This is a genomic window from Hydrogenophaga sp. (assembly GCF_030373225.1).
GTDB lineage: Bacteria > Pseudomonadota > Gammaproteobacteria > Burkholderiales > Burkholderiaceae_C > Hydrogenophaga.
The window spans coordinates 1-23,762 of record NZ_JAUCZG010000047.1; the positions used below are offsets into that span (position 1 = coordinate 1).

The 23,762-nt window shown below is 66.3% G+C and carries 20 protein-coding genes and 1 pseudogene; 13 read left to right on the top strand and 8 right to left on the bottom strand.

Annotated elements, in window-relative coordinates:
- Window positions 1-231 precede the first annotated feature (231 nt).
- The gene (locus QUV35_RS18325) at window positions 232-2,415 is read left to right on the top strand and encodes a choice-of-anchor O protein (protein ID WP_300877290.1); all 2,184 of its coding nucleotides are present in this window, start codon (window positions 232-234) and stop codon (window positions 2,413-2,415) included.
- A 70-nt stretch (window positions 2,416-2,485) separates the two neighbouring features.
- On the opposite strand, the gene QUV35_RS18330 is transcribed toward QUV35_RS18325, so the two are convergent.
- From QUV35_RS18330 to QUV35_RS18340, 3 genes are read right to left on the bottom strand one after another with little or no spacing between them, the layout of a single operon-like run.
- Window positions 2,486-3,247, bottom strand: a complete 762-nt coding sequence (locus QUV35_RS18330; RefSeq protein ID WP_300877291.1) for an ABC transporter ATP-binding protein — start codon at window positions 3,245-3,247, stop codon at window positions 2,486-2,488.
- Entirely contained in the window at window positions 3,244-4,434 is a 1,191-nt protein-coding gene (locus QUV35_RS18335) for an ABC transporter permease (RefSeq protein WP_300877292.1), read from the bottom strand. Before QUV35_RS18335 ends, QUV35_RS18330 begins: the two co-directional genes overlap by 4 nt.
- A complete protein-coding gene (locus QUV35_RS18340) occupies window positions 4,431-5,621 on the bottom strand; it encodes an efflux RND transporter periplasmic adaptor subunit (RefSeq protein WP_366945451.1) in 1,191 nt (396 codons plus the stop codon). Before QUV35_RS18340 ends, QUV35_RS18335 begins: the two co-directional genes overlap by 4 nt.
- A gap of 370 nt (window positions 5,622-5,991) precedes the next feature.
- Here QUV35_RS18340 and QUV35_RS18345 point away from each other — a divergent pair, with 370 nt between their 5' ends.
- Window positions 5,992-6,456 (top strand): methyltransferase, encoded by a 465-nt coding sequence (locus tag QUV35_RS18345; protein ID WP_300877294.1) that lies wholly within the window; start codon window positions 5,992-5,994, stop codon window positions 6,454-6,456.
- Between the two features lie 77 nt (window positions 6,457-6,533).
- Here QUV35_RS18345 and QUV35_RS18350 read toward each other — a convergent pair whose 3' ends face one another.
- The gene (locus tag QUV35_RS18350; protein ID WP_300877295.1) at window positions 6,534-7,880 is read right to left on the bottom strand and encodes a sigma-54-dependent Fis family transcriptional regulator; all 1,347 of its coding nucleotides are present in this window, start codon (window positions 7,878-7,880) and stop codon (window positions 6,534-6,536) included.
- 264 nt (window positions 7,881-8,144) lie between these two features.
- Here QUV35_RS18350 and QUV35_RS18355 point away from each other — a divergent pair, with 264 nt between their 5' ends.
- Genes QUV35_RS18355 through QUV35_RS18390 form a run of 8 tightly spaced genes read left to right on the top strand, consistent with a single transcriptional unit; the run spans window position 8,145 to window position 14,826 of the window.
- Entirely contained in the window at window positions 8,145-9,557 is a 1,413-nt protein-coding gene (locus tag QUV35_RS18355) for a cytochrome ubiquinol oxidase subunit I (protein ID WP_300877296.1), read from the top strand.
- A gap of 10 nt (window positions 9,558-9,567) precedes the next feature.
- Window positions 9,568-10,572, top strand: a complete 1,005-nt coding sequence (cydB, locus tag QUV35_RS18360; RefSeq protein WP_300877297.1) for a cytochrome d ubiquinol oxidase subunit II — start codon at window positions 9,568-9,570, stop codon at window positions 10,570-10,572.
- Entirely contained in the window at window positions 10,569-10,733 is a 165-nt protein-coding gene (locus QUV35_RS18365; protein WP_300877298.1) for a DUF2474 domain-containing protein, read from the top strand. Before cydB ends, QUV35_RS18365 begins: the two co-directional genes overlap by 4 nt.
- A 30-nt stretch (window positions 10,734-10,763) precedes the next feature.
- Window positions 10,764-11,375 carry a ubiquinol-cytochrome c reductase iron-sulfur subunit gene (gene petA / locus QUV35_RS18370; RefSeq protein WP_300877299.1) on the top strand — a complete coding sequence of 204 codons (612 nt, stop codon included), beginning with the start codon at window positions 10,764-10,766 and terminating at the stop codon, window positions 11,373-11,375.
- Window positions 11,376-11,403: 28 nt separating this feature from the next.
- Window positions 11,404-12,396, top strand: a complete 993-nt coding sequence (locus QUV35_RS18375) for a bile acid:sodium symporter (protein ID WP_300877300.1) — start codon at window positions 11,404-11,406, stop codon at window positions 12,394-12,396.
- Window positions 12,397-12,436: 40 nt separating this feature from the next.
- Entirely contained in the window at window positions 12,437-13,768 is a 1,332-nt protein-coding gene (locus QUV35_RS18380; RefSeq protein ID WP_300877301.1) for an FAD/NAD(P)-binding oxidoreductase, read from the top strand.
- A gap of 36 nt (window positions 13,769-13,804) precedes the next feature.
- Window positions 13,805-14,149 carry a hypothetical protein gene (locus QUV35_RS18385; RefSeq protein ID WP_300877302.1) on the top strand — a complete coding sequence of 115 codons (345 nt, stop codon included), beginning with the start codon at window positions 13,805-13,807 and terminating at the stop codon, window positions 14,147-14,149.
- A 32-nt stretch (window positions 14,150-14,181) separates the two neighbouring features.
- A complete protein-coding gene (locus tag QUV35_RS18390) occupies window positions 14,182-14,826 on the top strand; it encodes a hypothetical protein (protein ID WP_300877303.1) in 645 nt (214 codons plus the stop codon).
- 77 nt (window positions 14,827-14,903) lie between these two features.
- Here QUV35_RS18390 and QUV35_RS18395 read toward each other — a convergent pair whose 3' ends face one another.
- Window positions 14,904-18,965 carry a PAS domain S-box protein gene (locus QUV35_RS18395; RefSeq protein WP_300877304.1) on the bottom strand — a complete coding sequence of 1,354 codons (4,062 nt, stop codon included), beginning with the start codon at window positions 18,963-18,965 and terminating at the stop codon, window positions 14,904-14,906.
- A gap of 368 nt (window positions 18,966-19,333) precedes the next feature.
- On the opposite strand from QUV35_RS18395, the gene QUV35_RS18400 reads away from it, so the two are divergent.
- A complete protein-coding gene (locus tag QUV35_RS18400; RefSeq protein ID WP_300877305.1) occupies window positions 19,334-20,083 on the top strand; it encodes a tyrosine-protein phosphatase in 750 nt (249 codons plus the stop codon).
- Between the two features lie 121 nt (window positions 20,084-20,204).
- Here the strand turns inward: QUV35_RS18400 and QUV35_RS18405 are convergent, their stop codons facing one another.
- Window positions 20,205-21,038: an aldo/keto reductase gene (locus QUV35_RS18405; RefSeq protein WP_300877306.1), complete on the bottom strand. Its 834-nt coding sequence runs from the start codon at window positions 21,036-21,038 to the stop codon at window positions 20,205-20,207.
- A 280-nt stretch (window positions 21,039-21,318) separates the two neighbouring features.
- Here QUV35_RS18405 and QUV35_RS18410 point away from each other — a divergent pair, with 280 nt between their 5' ends.
- Entirely contained in the window at window positions 21,319-21,801 is a 483-nt protein-coding gene (locus tag QUV35_RS18410) for a GreA/GreB family elongation factor (protein WP_300877309.1), read from the top strand.
- 155 nt (window positions 21,802-21,956) lie between these two features.
- On the opposite strand, the gene QUV35_RS18415 is transcribed toward QUV35_RS18410, so the two are convergent.
- The gene (locus QUV35_RS18415) at window positions 21,957-22,364 is read right to left on the bottom strand and encodes a rhodanese-like domain-containing protein (RefSeq protein ID WP_300877307.1); all 408 of its coding nucleotides are present in this window, start codon (window positions 22,362-22,364) and stop codon (window positions 21,957-21,959) included.
- Window positions 22,365-22,743: 379 nt separating this feature from the next.
- The gene (locus tag QUV35_RS18420) at window positions 22,744-22,992 is read right to left on the bottom strand and encodes a hypothetical protein (protein WP_300877308.1); all 249 of its coding nucleotides are present in this window, start codon (window positions 22,990-22,992) and stop codon (window positions 22,744-22,746) included.
- Window positions 22,993-23,159: 167 nt separating this feature from the next.
- On the opposite strand from QUV35_RS18420, the pseudogene QUV35_RS18425 reads away from it, so the two are divergent.
- Window positions 23,160-23,762, top strand: a pseudogene (locus QUV35_RS18425) (tyrosine-type recombinase/integrase); the annotation flags it as partial.

Here is a 23,762-nt window from a genome sequence, read left to right on the forward strand (position 1 = left end):
CGCCCCCAGGTTCTTGGTTCTATCGGGGCGACAACTATTCTGACGCGGGGGGCAAATGATAGGTGCCCGCTCACTGCACGGCTGGCATGTATCCAGATGTATTGAGTTGGATCAATCGTCTGCTGTGGCCCCCTGAAGACACTTGTTTCAACAGGTTGCGAGGCAATGAATCGGCCCTGTTTTGTCCCGGGTTTGCAAGCCCGACCGATCAACGAAAAAGCGGAGTCAATGATGAAAGTTCAAGGAAACAGGTTCTGGAAAACCCCGTGGGGCAAGTCGGCCTTGGGAATGGGTTGCGTTTTGCCCCTGTTGACCGCCTGCGGCGGCGGTGGTGACGCGGCGGTGGTGCCACCGGTGGTGCCGCCTGTGACCACGTCGCCATTGGAGGTGAACACACCGTTTGCACTGAGCGACTTCGACTCGGGCGACAAGCCCAAGATCCAACGCGCCGGCGACGGCACCCTGGTGGTGGCCTACGGCGATGCGCCGGACAATGCGCGCCTGGTGTACGACGTGAAGGCGCAGGTCGAGCGGCCCGCGCGCGACATCTTTGTGAAGTCCTGCAAGCCCGATCCTGCAGCCGTGCCCGCCAAGACCTGCGACCTGCTGACAGACTGGTCAACAGCCACCAACGTTTCCCAGTCTTCCGCCCAGAGCAGCATCAACACCGAGTGGCGCGGCACCCTGGCCCCTGGGCAGCTGCCCTTCCCTGGTGACATCGACAAGCCCAACATCAAGACCAGTGGCCCGGTGATGGTCCTGACCTGGGTCAGCAAATACTGCCCCGACGGTGACCTGACCACCGTCGGCGTGCAGGCCCCGGTCCAGCGCGCCATTCGCTACCTGGAACGCGACAGCCGCATCATTCCTTTCTCCTGCACCTGGGTGGCACGCTCCATCAACAACGGTGTCGCCTGGAGCCCGGCGGTTCAGTTGAGCACCGGTGAGCGCGACGCGATCCAGGACTCCAGCAGCGGCGGCTTCAACACCGAGACCAGACTGGGGCAGGTGAACATCTCCTGGCAGGAAGACCCGCAGGGCCTGCAGCTCGGTGAGGCTGACGGCCCGGGCGATGGTGCCTCGGGTGCCAATGCGGGCAAAGGCACCGACATCTGGTACACCTCCGCGACTGTCAATCTGGCCGTGCCTGCCACCCCTGCCGATGATTTCGTGCTGGCAACACCCGTGCGTCTCACCGACAACTCGACGGGATTCGGCTTGTCGGGCTCGGTCAACCCCATCTTCGATGGCGCAGGTGTCAACGTGGATCCGGACCTGATCGAAAAGGGCCAGGCAGGTGCCTCTCGCGCGAACATCGGCATGGTCGGCGGCACTGCCATCGTTGCGTACGAAGAGACCAAGGGCTCTGAAGGACTCGACGAAGGCAAGTTCGTGCGCTACCACACCTTCCCGTTCGCAACGCCACCGGCGACGCCCGAAGGCAAGGCTGGCTGCGTCATCAGCAACCCGCTGAAAAATGCGCGCCGGGTGCGCTTCCTGACCCAGAGCCCCACCGATGCCGGCACGGGTGGCATCCAGATCGCGATCTTCTGGAAGGAAGGCATCTACGACAAGGGCGGTCCGTCCGACATCGTGGTGCGCCGCGGCATGGGTGGCCTGCAGGCCAGCAGCATGGTGCCTTCGGTGGACGCCGCCTGCGCGACTTCCGACTACACCACCGCCATCGGCCTGAGCAACCTGCCCGGTGAGAACATCAGCAGCCGGGCGCCCAGCTTGACGGTGGCCGACAACGGCCTTGCCGATGGCACCGAGACCAACTTCACCGAAAACGCCCTGGCGCACCGCGGCGTGTTGCGTGGCGGTGACCTGTGGATCGGCTACAACTACACCCCCGACCTGGTGAGACTCTGGGCCCAGCTGGACAACTACAACTTCTGGCTGCGCAAGTACAGCTTTGCCGGCGGCAGCGGCAGCTGGGATTTGCCGAAGAACGTGACCAACATCACCGACAAGCGCATCAACGTGCGTGAGCCCCGGATCTTCGGTACGCCCAAGAGCAGTGCGACCGCCTGCCCGACCGGTCTGCCCGGCGATCCCACCACAACCGATGCGACGCTGTGCCAGAACACCAACGTGATCTACCTGGCCTGGGGAACGCAGGAAAACGTCTCGCCGTTCGTGCCGGAGGGGGGTTCCGACCTGGGTATCTACATCACGGCCAGCATCGATGGTGCGCAGTCCTTGGCCACCCCGGTCCGTTATTCGGTCGCTGCAGGACCTTTGTTCCAGGATGACGAGTCGGCCTACGAGTCGCAGGTGGTCACCCGCCCTGACGGCGGCCGCTTCTACGGTGTCTGGAACCAGGCCGATGCCTCCGTCGAGGTGGTGCCGGGCGTGCCCCGGACCGTGGCGGAATACGCCAGTGGCAGCATCACGTCGATCGTGAGCCCGTAGTTCTGTTGAGGTGCTGATGCACTGAAGAGGCTGCCGATCCGGCAGCCTCTTTTTTTGTCTCGAGAGACCGCTAGCCCGCTTGCAGGTTTTGCTTCACCGACACCTCGTCGAGGGAGCGACCTTGTCCCGCTTCCTCCACGGTCTGGCCATCACGGATGTGATAGATCCGCTTGAAGGTCGGGATGATCTTTTCATCGTGCGTCACCACGATGATGGCGGTGTGGGCCTGTCGGGCCATCTGGTTGAGGATGCGCATCACGCCCAGTGCACGTTCACTGTCCAGAGGCGCGGTGGGCTCGTCCGCCAGGATGACGGGCGGCTTGTTGGCCAGTGCCCTGGCGATCGACACGCGTTGCTGCTCGCCGCCCGAGAGTTGCGACGGCTCGGCTGCGGCGCGGTGTTGCACGTCCAGCGCGGTGAGCAACTCCAGTGCACGGGCGCGGGACTCGGCATTCGTCCGCCCGGCCAGCATCGGCAGCAAGGCCACGTTGTCCGTCACGTCCAGAAACGGAATGAGGTAAGGCGCCTGAAACACGAAACCGATGCGGTCGCGCCGCAGCGCCCGCAGGTCGCGCACTCGCCAGCCGTTGTCGTAGATCACCTCGTTGCCCAGCGTCATCCGGCCGCTGGTGGGCTCGATGATCGCGCCCAGACACTTGAGCAGCGTGCTCTTGCCCGAGCCCGAAGGCCCGACCAGACCCACCACCTCGCCGGGGGCCACCTGCATGTTCACGTGCTTGAGGGCCTCCACGGCGGTGTCGCCGTGTCCGTAAACCTTGCGCAGTCCTTCGATCAGGATGCCGCCTTGGGAACCGGGGTTCATCGCGTTCATCCGATCGCCGCTCCCGGGTCGACCTTCAGCGCCACCCGGATCGCCAGCGTGCTGGCCAGGGCACAGATCACCAGGGTGGCGGCCAGGCCGGCGAGCGCATCGCCCGGCAGCAGCAGCACGAACTTGGGGAAGGCCGGCGCCCAGAAGGTGGCCGCCACCTTGCCCACCGCAAAGCCGATCAGGCCCAGGCCGAGCGACTGCTGCAGGATCATGCCGGCGATGGTGCGGTCGCGTGTGCCGATGAGTTTGAGAACCGCGATCTCGCGCAGCTTGCCCATCGTCATGGTGTAGATGATGAAGGCCACGATCGCCGCGCTGACGATGGCCAGGATCACCAGGAACATGCCGATCTGCCGGGCCGAATTGGCGATCAGCTTCACCACCAGAATGTCCTGCATGCCGTCGCGCGTGTGCACGCTCAGGTGTTTCCAGCGCCGGATGGGCTGCGCCACCTGTTCCGGCGTGAAGCCCGGCGCCAGCTGGACCAGCACCGCGTTCACATTGCGGCTGCTGGTCTGCAGGTTCTGCACCGCATCGAGCAAGCCGGGGTTGCCTGGCCGGTTGAAGGCGGGGTTGGCCGCCGTGCGGGCGCGGTCGTTGACGATGGCGTCGTTGTCTTTCAGAAACTGGGTTTCCTGGGCGTCTTTCAGGGGCACGAACAGCATCGGGTCGCCGCCCGAAGACACCATGCGCCGCGTCAGTCCCACCACCTTGTAGTCGTGTCGCCGGATGCGCACCGTCTCGCCCAGCAAAAAGCCGGTCTTCACGTCGGCCACCGCCTCGAAGTGGCTGCGCGTGGGATGGCGCCCGGCGACCAGGTAACCGGGCGCACCCGGCATGCCGCTTTCCATGCCGACCACCATCACCCGGTTGTCCTGTCCCTGGCGCGCCACCTGCATGGTCAGGTAGGTCACGTTCGCCGCTGCGGCCACACCGGGCATGCCGCGAACGCTGCGCACCACGTCGTCCTTGATGCTCGACGACTCGGCATACGGTCCTTGCGTGTCCTTCTGCACCACCCACAGGTCGGCGCGGCTGTTGGCCAGCAAGGCATGCGCGTCGTCGACCATGCCGCGATACACACCGGCCATCGTCAGCGTCACGCCGATCAGCAAGCCCAGCCCCAGCCCGGTGAGAACGTACTTGCTCCATCCGTTCAGGATGTCGCGCCCGGCCAGGCTGATCACCGGCTGGCTCCGGCGGGCACGAGCGGGTCCACCACCGCGATGCGCGTGCCGGGCTTCAGGGCGCTCTGGCTGTACCGAACCACCACATCGCCCTCGTTCAACCCATCGAGCACCTGCACCTGCCCGTCCAGCCCCTGCACGCCCAGCTTGACCGGCACAAACGCCAGTGCGCCATCGTTCAGGCGCCAGACGCCGGTTTGTCCTTCGTGCTGGTGCACCGCGGCGTTCGGCAGCTGCAGGCCCTCGGCCGTGGCCGGCAACTGCAGGGTCACCTCGGCCATCTCGCCGACCGACATGCCCGCGGGCGGTGCGTCGAAGCTCACCATGGCCAGGCGCTCCTCGGTCACGCTGTCGGCCAGCGCCTCCACGCGCGCCACCCGGCCCGGCAGCACCTGGCCGGGCAGCGAGCGCAGTTCAATGCGGGCCACCAGCCCGGGCACCAGGCCGGCCGATCGGCCCTGGTCAACGCGCAACCTCACCCACAGGCTGGCCGGGTCGAGCAGGCGCAGCACCGGCTGCCCTGCCACCACCGTGGTGCCGGTCTCCGCGTCACGCGCGCTCACCACCGCTGCAGCGGGCGCCACCAGCCGGAGGTTCTCGCGCTGCCGCGCCAGCGCGGCCCGCTCGGCTTGCAGCCGCGTGAGGTCTTGCGAGGCCGCGCCCGCATTGGCCTGTGCCGCCTGCAGGCCGGCGTTGGCCGAGGCGACTTCCTGTGCGCGCGCTTCCAGCGCACCCGGGCTGATGAAGTTCTGCCGCGCCAGGTCTTCATTGCGCTTCAGGTTGGCCGCAGCCAGCGCACGGCGCGCCGTTGCATCGTTCACCTGGGCGGTTGCGGCCTGCTGCAGGCTGCGCGCTCGCGCCATCGAAGCGTCCAGCGCCGCGAGCCGCTCGTCCAGATCGACCGGGTCCATCTCGGCCAGCGCCTGGCCAGCCTGCACCACCTCACCCACGTCCACCTGCACGCGCGACACGCGCCCGGCCACGGTCGGCCCCACCATCCAGCTGCGCCGGGCTTCCACCTGGCCGATGCCGAAAATCGCGGCCTCAACACGCCCGCTGGTGACTTCGGTGGTCTGCACCTTCACGGGCGCCAGTGGCCCGGTGCGCAAGGCCACCCAGGCCAATGCCGCGAGCAACACCAGGGCAAGACCACCCAACAGCCATCGCCGCGAGTTTTGTGGAGTCATCTTCATTCATTGGCCTTGTTGGGGGTGCGCCAGCGCGGATGGGTCTGGTGCCTGAACGTCTTTCAGACAGGGCCACATTCGATCAAGCGCCACGGCTGCTTGCATCTCACCCACAGCAAAGGGGTCGTTGTGCATCGGCATGGAACCGGGTTGTCATGGACTTTTCTGATCGGCCTTCGCGAGCACCCCGCAGAATCGAGCCCTGCGGCCGACTGTATTGACGAACAATATATTTGTCAATATATCGTTTTTTGCTTATTTTATTGAGGTCCTGCATGACATCTGTTCGAACCACGGGCGCTGCCCTGCGCGACCACGCAGCCGAGCCGGTCCCGGCCGGCGGGTGCCCGGGCCAGGAACGGACATCGTCATGAGCACCGAGCGCGTCCGGCGCCGGGTGGGCAGCGTGCTGGTCGCGCTGCAGTTCGGCTTGATCGTCGTGCTGGCAGGGCTGGGTCTGCCCGCGTTCCTGTCGCACCAGGTGCCCGGCGGGGCCTGGGCCGTCTCTGCCCTGGGCGTGCTGCTGGGTGTGTGGGCGGTGCGCACCAACCCGCCGGGCAACTTCCACATCAGGCCCCTGCCGCGTGCCGGTGCGCGCCTCGTGCAGGAGGGTCCGTACCGGTGGATCCGCCATCCGATGTACACCGCTGTCATGGCGTGTGGCGCTGCGGCCGCCTGGGCCAGCACCAGCGGCGTGGCCTGGCTGGCACTGGTCGCCCTGGCCGCGGTGCTGGTGACCAAGGCGGTGCTGGAAGAGCGCTGGATGCTGCTCGTGCATCCCGGCTACGCGGCCTATCGGCAGCACACGCGCTGGTTTCTCCCGTGGATCGCCTGACCGCTGGACCACGCGCCAAAACGCAAGTTGCAGGCTCCCTCGTGCTGCCGTGCGCCTGAAGGCCCGGTGTTTGCCGTTCAAGCCGCGTCGGGCCCCTCACCGATCTCGCGCAGCTTGCGGTAGAGCGACCGCTCGCTGATCCCGAGTTTCTTCGCGAGTTCGGCGCGGCTGCCGCGGTGGGTCTCCAGCTGGGCCCGCAGGGCGGCGCGCTCCACACTGCGCAGGGACAACCCCGCGCCGGCTGCGGCAGTGTCCGCAGCGGTCGTGCGCGGGGCGGTCACAGGCGCCAGCGACGGGTTGACATCCAGCGCCCGCTCCACATGCACCGTCTCGATGATGTGGCCGTCGGCCAGCAAGGCGGCGCGCTCCAGCACGTTGCGCAACTCCCGCACATTGCCCGGGAACGGGTAGCGCTTGAGCATCTCCAGCGTGTCCGCAGACAGGCTCAGACGCCGCTGCGGCGCCACGCGCTCCAGCAGCGCGAGCGCCAGCAGCGCAATGTCGTCCGCCCGTTCGCGCAGGGCCGGCAAGGCAATCGGGAAGGTGCTGAGCCGGTAGTACAGGTCTTCGCGGAAGCGCCCGTCGGCCACCATCGCCTTGAGGCTGCGGTGGGTGGCCGAGACCACGCGCACGTCGGTGCGCCGCAGTTCGTTGCTGCCCACACGGCGGTAGGTGCCGCTCTCCAGCAGGCGCAGCAGCTTGACCTGCATGGCCAGCGGTATGTCACCCACCTCGTCGAGGAACAGCGTGCCGCCGCTGGCGGCCTCCACCAACCCTGGCTTGCTGGTGTTGGCGCCGGTGAAGGCGCCGCGCTCATGGCCGAACAGCTCGCTCTCGAACAGGTTCTCGGGCAGGCTCGCACAGTCGACCACCACCAGCGGGTGGGCTGCGCGCGGGCTGGCATCGTGCAGCGCCTGCGCCACCAGCTCCTTGCCGGTGCCCGACTCGCCGAGCAAGAGCACGCTTGCCTGCGACGGCCCGACCCGCGCCACCAGTTCCAGCATGCGCTGGAAGGCTGGCGAACGCCCCACCAGACCCCGCCCGGCAGGCCGGCCCTGCGCCACCCGCAAGGGCTCCATCTTCTCCACGAAATAGGCCTGCTCACCCGTTGCATCGAGCAGTGGCACCAGCTCGATGTTCACGTACGACTCGCCCTGGGGCGTGTGGTGCAGGTGCAGCACACGCTCGCGCTGACCCGATTCGCGCGCGCGCGCCAGTGGGCAGCTTTCGCCCGCCTGGTCGCAGGGCACGCTGAAGTGGTGGGACACCTCGTAGCAGGTGCGCCCGATCACCGAGGCGCGCGGGCTGAACTGGCTGCGGTAGGCGGTGTTGGCGGCAATGATCCGGTACTGCCGGTCCAGCACGATGTGCGGCTCGGCCAGGCTTTCAAGGTACGAGAGCAGTTCGGGCAACACAGTGCTCATCGGGTCGGTCTTTCAGGAACGTTGCAAGAGATTCGAGCGGGGGAACGGCAGACATGGGCTGCCGGACCGGACTGCCAGAACAGACTGCCATTTTGGCAGACAACCGGCTGTCCTGGCAGACAAATCCCTGTCGCACGCTGGCAGCCGGGCTGCCTGACGCGCCCTGACCCTTGAATTCATTCGGTTTTTTTCGCCAACAACCGCTGGCACGGGTCTTGATCAGTGAAAGGCGTCTGCCACTTCACCGACTCAAGGAAACCCCCGATGTTTGACCTGCCCGACGCCCTCCTGCTGGCGCGCATCCAGTTTGCGTTCACGGTGAGTTTCCACTTCCTGTTCCCGGCCATCACCATCGGCCTGGCGAGTTACCTCGCGGTGCTCGAAGGCCTGTGGCTCAAGACCGGTCGCGAGGACTACATGAACCTGTTCCGCTACTGGATCAAGATCTTCGCGCTGGTGTTTGCCATGGGTGTGGTCTCGGGCATCGTGATGTCCTACCAGTTCGGCACCAACTGGGCGGTGTTCTCCGACAAGGCCGGGCCGATCATCGGCCCGCTGATGGCCTACGAGGTGCTGACCGCCTTCTTCCTCGAAGCCGGCTTCCTGGGCGTGATGCTGTTCGGCATGAACCGCGTGGGCAAGAAGCTGCACTTCACCGCCACGCTGATGGTGGCCCTGGGCACCTTCGTCTCGGCGTTCTGGATCCTCTCGGTCAACAGCTGGATGCAGACCCCGGCCGGCTACGCGATCAACGCCAACGGGCAGTTCATCTCGGCCGGCAGCTGGCTGGCCATCATCTTCAACCCCAGCTTTCCCTACCGGCTGGTGCACACCCTCTCGGCCGCTTACCTCACCACCGCCTTTCTGGTGGGCGCGGTGGGTGCCTGGCATTTGCTGAAAGACCGCGCCAACCCGCGCGCGCGCCTCATGTTCTCCATGGCCATGTGGATGGCGGCCATCGTGGCACCGCTGCAGATATTTCTGGGTGACTTGCACGGGCTCAATACGCTGGAGCACCAACCGGTGAAAGTGATGGCCATGGAAGGTCACTACCAGAGCCACCCGGAGGGCGCTCCCCTGATCCTGTTCGGCATCCCCAACAGCGCCGAAGGACGGGTCGATTACGCGGTGGAGATTCCCAAGCTGTCATCGCTGATCCTCAAGCACGACCTGAACGCGCCCATGCAGGGCCTGGACACCGTGCCAAAGGCCGACCACCCGCCGGTGGGCATGGTGTTCTGGGCCTTCCGCATCATGGTCGGCCTGGGCTTTCTGATGGCCGGGCTGGGCATGCTCAGCCTGTGGGCGCGGGCCCGTGGCCGTCTGTACGAATGGAAGTGGCTGCACCGCTTCGCGCTGGCCATGGGTCCCTCGGGTCTGGTGGCGGTGCTCGCGGGCTGGATAACCACCGAGGTGGGCCGCCAGCCCTGGACCATCCAGGGCCTGATGCGCACGGCCGAGTCGGCCTCACCCTTGGCGGCCCCCGCCGTGGCGGCCTCGCTGGTGGCCTTTGTGGTTGTGTACTTCGCGGTCTTCGGTGCCGGTGTGCTCTACATCCTGAAGCTGATGGCCAAGCCGCCGGTGGTGCACGAATCGGCACCGCCCAACATCCCCGCGCGCGCCGCCGGCACCACGCCCGCCGTGGCGTTGCGCCCCGACGCCCTGGCCACCGAATAAGGGGAACCGCATGAACTTCGACCTGACTGTCATCTGGGCCCTCATCATCGTGGTGGCCGTCTTCATCTACGTGGTGCTCGACGGTTTCGACCTCGGCATCGGCATCCTGTTCAACACCTTCGAGGTCGGCCACGACCGCGACACGGCCATGAACAGCATCGCGCCGGTGTGGGACGGCAACGAGACCTGGCTGGTGATGGGCGGCGGCGGGCTGCTCGCGGCCTTTCCGCTGGCCTACGGCCTCATCTTCTCTGCGCTGTATGCGCCCATCATCGCCATGCTGCTGGCCCTGGTGTTCCGCGGCGTGGCGTTCGAATTCCGCTGGCGCGACCCGGCCCACCGCGGCTTCTGGGATTTCGCGTTCACCGGTGGATCGCTGCTCGCCGCGTTCTCGCAAGGTGTGATCCTGGGTGCGCTGCTGCAGGGTGTGGCCATCAGCGAACGGGCCTATGCCGGTGGCTGGTGGGACTGGCTCACGCCCTTCTCGTTGCTCACCGGCGTGAGCGTGGTGGTGGCCTATGCGCTGCTCGGCTCCACCTGGCTGGTGATGAAGGCCGAAGGCGCGCTGCAGCGCCAGGCCCGTTCCATGGCCTGGTGGCTGGGTGGCGCCACGCTGGCGGCCATCGGGGCGGTCAGCATCGCCACCCTCTTCCTGAGCGCCGACTATTTCAGCAACTGGCTGAACTGGCCCAAGGTCCTGTGGGTGGCCCCGGTGCCGGTGCTGGTGGCACTGGCCAGCGTGGCCTTCGTGCGCAGCCTCAAGGCCGGCCACGAGACCGCCCCCTTCCTGCTCACGCTGGGCATCTTTCTGCTGAGCTTCGTCGGCCTGTGCATCAGCGTGTTCCCGTACGTCGTGCCCGGCGCCGTGACCATCTGGGACGCGGCCACCGACCGCAGCGGACAGGTCTTCATGCTCTGGGGCACGGCCTTCGTGCTGCCCATGATTCTGGGCTACACCGCCTGGTCGTACTGGGTGTTCCGCGGCAAGGTCAACGCAGACGGGTACCACGCATGAAAACCCCTGTCTTTCGCTGGCCAGCCATCACCACCCAGGGCTGCGACGAGGCGCTGCCCCCGCTGTGGAACCGCTTGCTGTGGATGGCGGGCATCTGGCTCGCCAGCATCGCCGCACTGACAGCGGTGGCCATGGTGCTGCGCTGGGTGCTGAAAACCTGAAACCGCCGCCACCACCCAACAGGAATTTCCATGACTGCAAGCCCGATTCATCCGCCCATGCCCGCCCCTGGCGATCCCGAACGCCGTGTCTGGCTGCTGGCCACCGCCGCAGCGGGCGGCATCGCCGCCGTGGCCACGGCCGTGCCCTTCGTCTCCACCCTGGCGCCGAGCGAGCGGGCCCGCGCCGCGGGCGGGCCGGTCGAGGTCGATGTGTCGGAACTGGCGCCCGGCGACATGAAGACCGTGGAGTGGCGTGGTCAGCCGGTGTGGGTGGTGCGCCGCACACCCGGGATGCTGGCCGCACTGCAGGGCCACGACAGCGAACTGGCGGACCCGCTGTCGGCCAAGCGCCAGCAGCCGGACTACGCCACCAACCCGGAACGCGCGATCCAGCCCGAATTCTTCGTGGCCATCGGCATCTGCACCCACCTGGGCTGTTCGCCCAGCACCGCCCCGAAAGGAGGCAACAACCCGAGCCTGCCAGCGGACTGGCCGGGGGGCTTCTTCTGCCCCTGCCACGGCTCCACCTTCGATGGCGCCGGGCGGGTCTACAAGAACAAGCCCGCGCCGACCAACCTGGAAATACCGCCGCACCACTACATCGCCGCCACGCGCCTGCTGATCGGCGAGGACAAGGCCTGACGGCAACGCACCGCTGGAGAACCCGACCATGAACGCCCTGCTGGCCCGGCTGCAACAACACCTCGTCTGGAGCATTCCCGGCGCGATGCTGCTCGGCCTGGGCTTCGGCTCGCTGACCGACGCAGGCGCGCTGCGCTGGTGGATCCTGCCGCTGACCTTCCTGATGGTCTACCCGATGATGGTGACGATGAACCTGCGGGCGCTGGCCTCACCCGGCGGGCTTCGCCTGCAGGGTGCGGCCCTGGTCATCAACTTTCTCGTGATGCCGGGCATCGGCTGGGGGCTCGGCCTGCTGTTCTTCGCCGAGCAGCCGGCAGCGCGGCTGGCGCTGCTGCTGACCGCGCTGTTGCCGACCTCGGGCATGACCATCTCATGGACCGGATTTGCCAGGGGCAATGTGCCGGCCGCGGTCAAGATGACGGTGCTCGGCCTGATCGCCGGCTCGCTGCTCGCGCCGCTCTACCTCAAGGCCTTGCTGGGCGCGGTCGTGGAGATCCCGGTGCTGCAGGTCGCGCTGCAGATCGCACTCATCGTGTTCCTGCCGATGGCGCTGGGTCACGTCACGCAGCGCTGGCTGATCGCGCGCCATGGCCAGCAGCGCTTCAACAGCGAACTCAAGCCGATGTTTCCGCCCTGGTCGACGCTGGGGGTGCTGGGCATCGTGTTCGTGTCGATGGCCCTGAAGGCGCCGGACATCCTGCGCTCGCCGCAGTTGCTGGTCACGCTGCTGTGGCCGCTGGTGCTGATGTACGCGCTGAACTTCACGCTCTCCACCCTGGTGGGCCGCGCCCTGTTCGGGCGCGGCGATGCCATCGCGCTGCTCTACGGCACCGCCATGCGCAACCTGTCGATTGCGCTGGCCATCGCCATCGGCGTGTTTCGCGAACAGGGCGCCGACGCCGCCCTGCTGATCGCCCTGGCCTACATCGTCCAGGTGCAGGCCGCCGCCTGGTCGGTGCGCTGGACCGATCGCCTGTTCGGCGCAGCACCCGTCACACCGTCACCCGTCACCAAGGCCTGATTTCCATTCCATCGCCAACCCCGAGCACCAGGAGACACGCATGAACAACAGACCCGCTCCTTCATCGATCGACCCCGCCCGCCGGCGCTGGCTGCAGGCCCTGGCAGCGGCACCACTGGCGACCGGCGCCACCGCGCCGCTGCCGGCCAGGGCGGCCATCAAGACCAACGCGCGCATCGTCATCGCCGGCAGCGGCCTGGGCGGCATTGCGGTGGCCAACCGGCTGGCGCAGGCACTCGACGGCGCGAAGATCACCATCGTCGACCGCAAGGAAGAACACAACTACCAGCCCGGCTACACCCTGGTGGCCACGGGCGTGTGGCCGGTGGCCAAGGTGCGCGACCGCAATGCCGACTTTCAGCCCGCCGGCATCGAGTGGGTGAAGGACATGGTCGCCAGCTTCGATCCCGCAGCCAACACCATCACCACCGCGGGAGGCCAGCGCATCCCTTACGACTTTCTGGTGGTGGCCACCGGCGTGCACCTGGACTTCGCGCAGATCGCCGGCATGGATGTGTCCGCCATCGGCCGCGAGGGCCTGACCAGCGTCTACCCCGGCCCGCAGGCCGCCCAGCAGACCTGGGCGGCCATGCAGACCTTCACCGCCAAGGGCGGCACCGCCGTGATGACGCTGCCCGCCACCCCGTTGAAGTGCGCGGGCGCTCCGCTGAAGATGACCTTCATGCTGCGTGACCGGCTGTTCAAGGCCGGCACGCTGGGCGCATCGAAGATCCACTTCGAGTCGGCACTGGGCAATGTGTTCGGCGTCAAGGTGGTCAACGACAACGTGCTCGATCGCTGGAAGGCGCTGGGCATCGACGTGGCGTACTCGCGCAAGCTGACCGCGATCGACATCGGAGCGCGCCGCGCCACGTTTGCATCACCCGAGGGCGAGACCCAGGAGATGCCCTACGACTTCATCCACGTGGTGCCCCCCATGCGCGCGCCCGACGTGGTGAAGGACAGCGAGCTGGCCTGGAAGGAAGGTCCGTTTGCCGCCGGTGGCTGGCTGGAGGTCGACAAGAACACGCTGCAGCACCGCCGGTTCCCCAACGTGTTCGGCATCGGCGACATCAACGGCACACCGCGCGGCAAGACCGCGGCCACCGTCAAGAAGAGCGCGCCGCTGGTGGCGCACAACCTGGTGGAGGTGCTCGCCGGTCGCGCGCCCGACCAGAGCTTCGACGGCTACACCTCGTGCCCGCTGATCACGCGCGAGGGCTCGGCCATGCTGATCGAGTTCGACTACGAAGGCCGGCTCACGCCCACCCTGCCGGTGATCGAGCCCTTGCAGGACAGCTTCTTTGCCTGGCTGATGAAGATCCGCATGCTCAAGCCCGCTTACCTGGCGGTGCTCAAGGGCCGCGTCTGAGAACCACCACCCCCCGCAACCCCGAGGAGACGAACCATGTATGAGATCTGGTTGATGCTGAACATTGTCTGGGAGATCGCACTGGAGCTGTGGCCGCTGCTGCTGGGCGCGGCGGTGCTGTGGCTGGCGCTGATGGGCGCGAGCTGGCGCACCGCCAGCTCCCAGTGGCGCGCAGGCCTGCTGCCGGCGCTGGCCATCGGAGTCGTCACGGCGCTGGTGGCAGTGCTGCTGGTGCCCGGATGGCTGCGCTCGACGCTGTCCGACATGGGCTACTGGCTCGACTGGGCCACCCTGCTGGGCCTGGCAGCGGCGCTGGGCGGCGTTGCAGCCGCCTTCGCCTGGCCGGTGTTCGCCTGGCGGCACGGGCACGCCCGCGCCTGAACCACCGCGGCCAGCAACCCGGCGGCAAGCGCATGTACTTCCGGATCCTCAGCGACGAGGCCAGCGGCGCGGTCAGTTATCTGCTCGCAGACCTGGACACCCGCGACTGCGTGCTGGTGGATGCACGGGGCGCCGACGTGCCCGTGCTTCGCGCCATGCTCGACGAACACCAGTTGCGCCTGTGCTGGCTGCTGCGCACGCACGAGCACGACGAACGCCTGCCCGGCGAAGCGGCTGCACTGGACGAACTCGGAGCACCGCGCATTCAGCGCTCGGGCTCAGCCGGGTCGAACCGGGCCGATGGCGGGACCGGCACGCTGGTCTTCGGCAACGAACTGCTTCGCACCCTTTCCACACCGGGCCACACACCGGGGTGCCTGAGCTTTCTGTGGCGAGACAGGCTGTTCTGCGGCGATCTGTTGTCGGTCGACGCCTGTCCCCATCAACCCCGGCCGGCACTGCCCGAAGCGCTGTGGGACAGCGCGACGCGCCAGGTGTTCACCTTGCCGGGCGAAACCTTGCTGTTCTGCAGCCATGCCGTGCAGGGCCGCGCCGTGTCCAATGTGCTGGAGCAGCGGCGCTGGCACCCGTGGTTTGGCCGCACCACGAGGGACGAGTTCCTGGCACGCGCACGCGCACCCGCCGGAGCCACCCCGAACCAAGCGCTGGGGCGCTGAGCCCTGGGTGCGAGGCCGACCCCGAGCCGCAAAACCGGCCACTCAAGCTGCCGCTGTCGGCACCCCACCGGGCGGGCTCAGGTGCTGGGCAGGTCGATCTCGAAGCGCGCACCCTGGCCAGGTGCGCTCTGTGCACAGATGCGCCCGCCCATGCGCTCCACCGCCTTGAGCACCAGTGCCAGCCCGATGCCGGTGCCGGGAATCTGTTCTTGCCGGTGCAAGCGCTGGAACATGCCAAAGATCCGGTCGTGGTACTTCATGTCGAAACCGATGCCCTGGTCGCTCACGCTCAGCAGCACCCGGGCGCCCAGGGCCTGCGCCTCGATGCGAATCTGCGGAGCTTCGCCAGCGGGCGTGAACTTCAGGGCGTTGTCGATCAGATTGCGCAGCACGATGGCCAGCCCCTGGGGATTGGCTCGCACCGCCAGGCCGTCGCCCATCGCCACCTGCAGCTCGCCCTCGCGTGCCTCGATCTCGTCTTGAAACGGCGTTGCCACCGCCTGCACGGCCGCAGCGAGGTCCACGGGCTCGATGTGATCGGTCAGCTGCTGCAGCCGCGAATAGGCCAGCAGGTCGTTGACCAGTTGCGACATGTGGATCGTTGCCCGCTGGATTCGCCTGAGGTAGTCACGCCCCTGGTCGTCCAGCTGTTCCGAGTGCTCGTCGAGCAGCAGCGAACTGAAGCCTTCGATGCCGCGCAGGGGTGTGCGCAGGTCGTGCGAGGCCGAATAGGTGAAGGATTCGAGCTCCCGATTGACCGCCTGGAGCTGCTGAACGCTGGTTTCGAGCTGCGCCGTGCGTTCGACGACCTTGCGCTCAAGGCCTTCGGTCAGGCCCCGGATCTGCTCCTCCGCTTCCACCCGCAGGCGGATGTTCACCAGCATCTGGGCGAACAGCAGCAGCAGCGTGGTTTCTTCTTCCCCGTAGTCATGGGTGCTGCGCACCGTGTCGAGGCCCACGAAACCCATGCAGCGCTCGCCATGCGTCAGGGGCAGCGCGATCAGGCTGCGGATGCCCTGGGATTCCAGCAGGTCGCGCAGATGGCCCGGGGGCAGCGCCTGAACGTCCGGGACGCGCATCTCCTTGTCCAGGCGGTGATTGCCGATCCAGTCGGGGATGAGCTCGAACGGCAGATTCTGGAGGTTGCCGATTTCCGGACTGACGCCCTCGGCACACCATTCGTGCGTGTTGCTGCCGGTCTCGGCCGCAAAGTCGTATTCGAACAGGTAGGTGCGGTCGGCGCGGAGAAACTCGCCGATGTCGCCCAGCGCCTCGCTGATGGCGGCGTCCGCCTGGTGCACCGGCAGGTTGATGAAACGGTTGGCCAGCCCGAACAGCAACAGGACAAACTGGTGCAGGCGTTCGCTCTCCAGCTGCGCCGCCCGCCGTTCGGTGACATCGCGCACCACGAACATGCAGTGCCTGCTTTCGGGCAACCAGGCCAGACGGGCGCTGAAGGTGTGCATGCCATCGGGCAGCGCCAGGCTGTATTCGATCTCCTGCAGTCCCTCGCTGCGGGCGCGGGCCAGGGCACCCTGCAGCCGGGCGGCCGGTTCTGGCGGGATCACGTCGGCGATCGCGCGGCCCAGGAACTGTTCGGGCGCGGCGTACAACAGGTCCTGCCGTCCGACCTGGTGGTGGACGAAGCGCTCCTGTTCGTCAACCACGAACAGCATGTCCTGCAGCACATCGAACACCTGTTCGAGCATGACGCCGCGCTCGCGGGCGGTGGCTTCTGCCTCTCGCAGCTCGGTCAGGTCCAGGCAGGAACCGATGTAGCCGATGAACCGGTTGTCGGCATCGAATCGGGGTCGACCTTGGGCCAGCAGCCACCGGTACTCGCCGCTGTGGTGCCGCAGGCGGTGTTCCATGCTGAACGGTTCGCGGTCTTCGAAGGCGCTGAAATAGGTGGCCCTGCACTGGGCCTGGTCGTCGGGGTGCATGCCCATGAGCCAGCCCTCGCCCACTTCCTGTTCCAGGGTTCGCCCGGTGAATGCCAGCCACGCACCGTTGAACCAGTCGGCCCGTTTGTCACTCCCGCTGGTCCAGATCAGCGCGGGCGAAGCGTTGGCCACGGTTTCCAGCTGGACCAGCGTTTGCCGCTGCGCTTCTTCCAGTGCCTTGCGGTCGGAAATGTCGAAGGTGGTGCCGGCCAGGTAGGTCACGCGCCCGCCAGCCTCGCGCAGGCCGCTGCCCCGGGTGTCGAACCAGTGGTAGCGGCCCTGTGCATCGCGTGCGCGGAACTCGAGCTGGTAGCTGGCCTCTCCCTTGAAGAAGCGCTGCAGCGCCATGCGCAGGCGCGGCAGGTCTTCGGGATGCAACAGGTCCAGGAACATCAGCCCCATCTGCTGCGCGGACGGAGCCGGGTGCCCGAGGGAGTGAAAGAAGCCGTCGCTGGGTTGAATGAAGCCGCCGTCGAAATCCCATTCCCAGACCTGGCCGTGGGCCGCCGCCAGCCTGAAGCGCAACTCGCTGCGCACCAGCGCACGCTGCTCGCTTTCGAGCTGGGTGACGTCGCGGAACATCAGCAACAGGCATTGCGTGCCATCGTGCTGCACCCGCTCGGCGCTGTACCGCACGTGGATGAGGGACCCGTCCGGGCGCGAACTGCTGGCGGCCGCGTGGCGCACCTGTTCACCGCACTCCAGGCGTTCGATGAGTTGTTGCCGGGTGGAAGGCGACTGCCAGAGATTCAGCTCGATGGTCGTTCGGCCGATCAGCTGCTCGCGCGGGCGACCGAACAGCTCGCAGAACGCATCGTTGACCAGCAGCAGCCGGCCGGTCTGCCATTCGGAAAGGGACATGGCCTCCGGGGCAGCACGAAACACCGTCTCGAACAACTGCTGGGCGGACAGGCGGCGGGCTTCGGCTTCGTGGCGTTCGGTGATGTCGCGGCTCACCGCCAGCACCGTGGGCCTGTCACCGGGGAGCGCCGGTTCGAGCAGGGCCTGGGCTTCCCAGTGGCGCATGCCCTGGGGGCCGGGGTAGGAGAAACACAGCGTTTCGCTCTGCCCGGTCCTGAAGACACCCTCGATGTACGCACTCCACTTCGCTGCGATGTCTGGTGGCGCACCGATCTCGCCGAGGGTTCTGCCCAGCATGTCAGCGGGTTTGAGTCCGTTGGCCGCTTCGACGGCCGGGTTGGCATAGAGGACGCGCAGCGTCTGGTCGTACCGCACCACCACATCGGGCAGGTGCCGATTGAGCGTCTGGAAGTGCCGTTCGCTGCGCTGCCGCTGGTGCATCGCCCGGTCCAGGCGCCAGGCACCAAAGGCCATGGCGGCGGCCACCAGCAGGCTGAGCGCGATGGCCAGGGGCAGCACCGCCATCCAGGCGGCCAGCACACCGTCGAGCGGCAGCGCGTAGACCATCACCAGTCGCCCGGCCCCTTCGTTCAGGCGCTGGTAGCCCACGATGCGTTCCACGCCGTCGATGACGGCCACCACCTGCATGACCCCGCCGGGTGCCTTTTGAAGGGCGGTGGTCACATGGCCGCGCAGCGTGCGCCCCTGGTCCCCCTCGACCACCGGGTACCGCGTCAGGATGGTCACGGCCCCGTCGTCTTCGACGCGGAACAGGCTCATGCTGCCGCCCGGGGACATGCCTTCAGAGGCAAACCGGTCCAGCAAGGCCTGGCGGTCGAGCAGGACCTCAAACGTCTGGCCGCCCTGTTCGGGGGCGTGTTGCCAGGTCAGGGGAATCACCCATTGACCCGCTTCTTCGCGGGCCAGGCCGGGCAGCCACTGGCCGGCGGGTTGCCCGGGCGATGCCGCCGGTGTCTGGCGCAGGGAAAAAGGCAGGTTCAACGACCTGACCAGCGGGGTTTGATCCCCGAGCAGCGCGCCCCGGGCCGGTTCGGGCGACTGCAGCACGATGTCCATGCCGGCCCGCGCCACCCGCAGCGATTCGTCCAGTTCAGCCGTCAGGCGTTTGACTTCGCGCTGCGCCTGTGCCTTGGCCATGTCCAGCGCCGCTTCGCGCTGCGTCACCAGCAGGCCGATGGCCAGGAGCAGGAACAGCCCGATGGCGACCACCGACAGCACGCGGAGCCAGATGCGCTGCGGATCGCGCGCGACCGCAGCGGGCAGCAGGTTCACCGGCGTCTGGGCGCCCGGTTCGCCGGGTGGGGTGGTGTTCACAGGTGCGGCATGGGGCGGGGCGCTGCGGGTTCGGACTGACACTTTGTTTCAGTCTAGCAGTGTGCCCGGCGGGAGGCGGGAGTTGGTGAGAGTCCGCAACTTGGGTCAATGCGGACGTTCGTTCCAGGCCCGCCATCACGCGCAACCAGCAAGCCAACCCGGCAGGCTGCAAGGCTCTCGCTGGACACGGCTTCGACGGGCCGACACCTCCGGGACAGCTTCGAAACCGTCTGGCGCCAACGTCACCAGATTGATGGAAGCCCTGTGACGCTGCACGCTTTGCATGGTCTTTGGCGTTTCGACAGCGTGGACGCGATAGCCTCCAGCAACGGACCATCCATTTCTGCCTGCCCCAGCCCCACTACCCAATGAAGACCGATCGCTCCAACATCGTCGTTGCACTTGATGGTGCCTCAAATTTTCGCGACCTGGGAGGGCTGGCAACATCGCATGGGCCACTCGTCCGGCGGGCACTGGTCTACCGCAGCGATCATCTGGCTCGACTGAGCGCCGCGGACCACCATCGCCTGCTTGCGCTGCGTGTGACGCACTGTGTGGATTTGCGAGGACACCTTGAGCGCGAGGTCACTTCCTACCACCTGCCGGGCGCTGAGCAAGAGCACCTGGCCATTGAGCCCACGGTGTTGGTGCGCTTGCGCGAGCTGCGGGCCAGGGACCTGCATCCGGGTCGCCTCGAGGCCGTGGACATCATGCGCGACACCTACCGTGCGTTCGTTCAGCAGCAAGGCCCGGTGTTTGGTCGACTTCTGAGGCGCATCGGCGCCCACGATGAAGCCATGGTGTTCCATTGCACCGCCGGCAAGGACCGTACCGGCATGGCCGCCGCGCTGCTGCTTGAACTGCTGGGTGTTCATCGAGATGACGTGATGGAAGACTACCTGCTGACCAACCACCTTTACAAGCGCGATCATCAGCTGGTCGAAGAAGCGCCTGCGGAGGTGTTGGATGTGCTTTGGAAGGTACAACCGGATTTCCTGAACGCCGCCTGGCGCTGCATTGACGACGAGTTCGGGGGGGTGCAGAACTATTTGCGCGGACCCGTCGGGCTGAGCTCCGCCGGAGTTCAGCGCCTGCATGACAAGCTGTTGGGGGACTAGCCCGCGGCGGTACACCGTCATGTTCGCGGAGCCGCCCCTTGTGCCCGGGCTGGCGCTCCGGTGGCCCGCTGGAAGTACGTGTCGTCACGCAGCCCACGGCGGCGCGCCGGTCACGTGCGACTTAAATCATTTCGAGTGGCGAGGGCCCCCTGGGCGGCGGAAAGAGCGCGTCCAGTTCCCGTAACGGGGCTGTCGTCAGGGGATGCTCCAGCGCAAGTGCATTTTCCTCAAGCCGTTGACGGTTGCCTGTTTTGGGGATGGCGATCACACCATCCTGCGCCAGCAGCCATCCGATGGCCACTTGCGATGGCGTCATTCCATGCCTTTTTGCGAAGTCCATGAGCTCGCGCCGCTGCACCAGCCGGCCTTCTTCGAGTGGCGAGTACGCCATCACAGGAATGTGGCGCTCACGCAGCCATGGCAACAGGTCCCATTCAACGCCGCGCCGGCCGAGGTTGTAGAGAACCTGGTCGGTCTGCACAGCCGCGCCACCGGGCACATCGTTCAATTCGCGCATGAGCGCCGTGTCGAGATTGCTCACACCCCAGTGGCGGATCTTGCCAGCGCGCTTTAGCGCTTCGAAGGCTTCCACCGTCTCCGCCAGCGGCACGTCTCCCTGCCAGTGAAGCAGGTACAGGTCGATCGCATCGATGCGCAGGCGCTTCAGGCTGTTGTCGCAAGAGACCGGCATCGAGCGGTGTGAGGCGTTGTGCGGGTAGACCTTGCTCACGATGAAGACTTCATCGCGCCGGCCTTCGATGGCCTCACCAACAAGTGCTTCCGAAAGGCCTTCCCCGTACATCTCGGCGGTATCGATCAGCGTCAGGCCCAGGTCGATGCCGCGCCGCAGGCAGTCGATCTCCTCCTGGCGACGGGTAGGGTCGTCGCCGATGCGCCAGGTACCTTGGCCGAGCGCCGCAACGAGTTCACCGCAGGGAAGCGTCACTTTTTTCATGGCAACAGTATCACCGGCCCTGCGTCGTTTGGTGTCCTGCACCATCGGGGAATTCAGACGCAAGCAGCTGGCGATCCCATCTTGATGGGTAGCCGCTCGCCAGCTCCAAGGCTGGACTTCCGGAGTCGGCCAATGCCTGCCGTTCGATGCACCGAAATGGGCGACAGGACAGTGCCCATGGCTGATGTCCATCTCCAGCCAACAGCAGCGACGAAGGCGGGTGGATCCTTTCATAATCAAGGCTTGCCCCGCCGCTTGTTCGAGACGCCTACCTTTGATCATCGATAAATTCTTGCTGCAGCAGCAGGTACTGGAACGGCTCGCCGAAGACCTGCTGCAAGCCGAACAGGCAGTGCGGTCGGCTCATGAAACGGCGACTCACGAAGAAAACATCGCCGAAAACAAGTACGACACATTGGGACTCGAGGCCGCCTACCTGGCCACCGGCCAAGCTCGGCGCGCTGAAGCCATCCGCCAGGCGATGGCCAATTGGCGCCAGTTCCGCCCGCACCCCTACGACGCCAGCAAAGGCATACAGCTCGGGGCGCTGGTCTGCCTGGTCGATGCCGACGACAGGCAGCAACAGCTCTTTCTCGGCCCGGATGGGGGCGGCATGAGGCTGGTCAGCGGCGCTCAGTTCGTGCAGGTCATCAGCAGCGAAGCCCCTTTGGCCCGGGCCATGCTGGGAAAATGCGAGGGTGATGAGGTGTCGATACAGGTTGCGCCAATCCGGCAGCAGTTTGAGGTGCTGCGGGTTCATTGAGCCGCAAGCAAGTTCACGCCGATCAAGCCACAGACCTGACGCCTGAGTCGGCGCCCTCGGCGGTCATCGTCTGCCAGAGGTGCCGTCGAAGCAGCGCTGCGCCGTGCCAGGGTCCGGGCCCGCCTGGCTTCGGATGAGCCCGGCTCGATCGGAGTCTATTGGGATGAGGTTTCCTTTGGGTAAGGCCAGTTCACGATGCCACCCCAGAGAAAAACGTACCGGTATCCATCGGCCAGCATCTTTTCGCAGGCCGAAGGAGCTTTCATCCCGCCGTGGCAGTAGACAACGATGTATTTGTCCTTCGGGGGTGGTGCTTTGACATCCCCGATGACACCGCCCGGAACATTGATCGCAGTCGGGATGTGCCCTGCCGCATATTCAGCAGGCGAACGGACGTCGACGATGACAAAGCGCGGGTCTCTTCGGTCGATGACCGCCTTCAAACCTTCGGGCGTACGGATTTCATTCCCCAGACCATCGGGCAAGGTGTCCGTCTGGGCCCATGCTGGCGAGAAGAATGTCAGCAGGAGCAACAGAGAAGCAAAGAAAGACCGCCATTTCATCGTGAGCCCTCCATGGCGCCCTCTTGCTGAGGCCGCTGTTGCTTTGTAAGGCTTCGGCGTCTTGGCGATGTTGACTCGAATCAACAGTGGCACGACATTGCATGTCGGTTCCACAGTCCATTGAAGTGCCAGGCTGCTTCAAACCGACTGCGAATGAGTCGCCACTCAGTCAAACGATTCAGGGGGCTGCCGCGGGCCGGTTGCAGTCCTCTGGCGAGGCTCGGCCTGTGGTCAGTTTGCAGCGATTGCCACCGCTACTGCCGATGCTCAAAGGTGGACTCGATGGTGGCAGCGAACTCGCCAACCTGCTGGACCGACTTGTTCCGAGTGTGAGCGTGAGCGGCGCGAGGGAGAGAGTCGCCAGCATTCCTTGTCCAGTTCACTGTGGGCGATCTGCTGGGCCAGTTGCGGGAGGGGGCTCATCGGGCGCGCCGAAGACATCGGGCGTATACGGGCGCTGCAGCGAAAGCCAAGACCCGCGACCCGAACGCCCTGTCATGACCATGGCCACCGCTACCCACAGCGCAACGGTAAAACCGGTTTGCCAGACGAGGCCTTGCTCCACCGATGTGGCCGGGTACAGCACGAACAGCCAGCCTGTGTAGCTGGCGTGCATCAGCACAGCCATCAGAAGACTCTGCGTGTTTGCATACTGGGCCCGCATATGGCCAGCAACGCAAGCAGGCCATGGCGGCGCCCAGAAGCGGTCCTGCGGCCCAGCCGCACGCACCGGCCGGACTTGAACCCGGCGCATGGCAAGCGCATGCTGCCAACCCCTCAATTCGATGGGAGACCATCAAGGAAACAGCAGAAAAAGGCGTTCATCGCGAGCCCTGGAACAAGGGAAAGATCGTCGGCCAGAAGGCCCCTTACAAGGTCAAGGACATCTGGGCGCTGCGCGTGCGCCCGCAGATGGAGGGCAGCGTGCGCGAGATTGCACACTTCACCCTGGGAATCGACAGCCAGCTGCGAGGTTGCGATCTTGTGAACCTCAAGGTCCGCGACGTCTGCCACGGCGACCAAGTCGCGACACGAGCCACCCTCATGCAGATCAAGACCCGGCGCCCGGTTCAGTTCGAAGTCACACCAGCGACCCGGGAGGCTGTGCAGGCATGGGTCAAGCAAGCCGGATTGAGGCCTGAGGGCTTTTTGTTCCCCAGCCGGAACACGACTCGCCGCACCTCGGGACGAGGCAGTGCGCTCGAATCCTCGGACATTGGGTTGACGACCTCGGTCTGGACCGCGCAGACCACGGCACGCATTCGATGCGCAGAACCAAGGCGACGCTGATCTGCAAGCGCGCCAGGAACCTTCGGGCGGTTCAGCGGCTTCTCGGGCACTCCAGGCTGGACTATCTCCCGCAGCAGACTATGTCCCCCATTATCGGAACCGCACGCT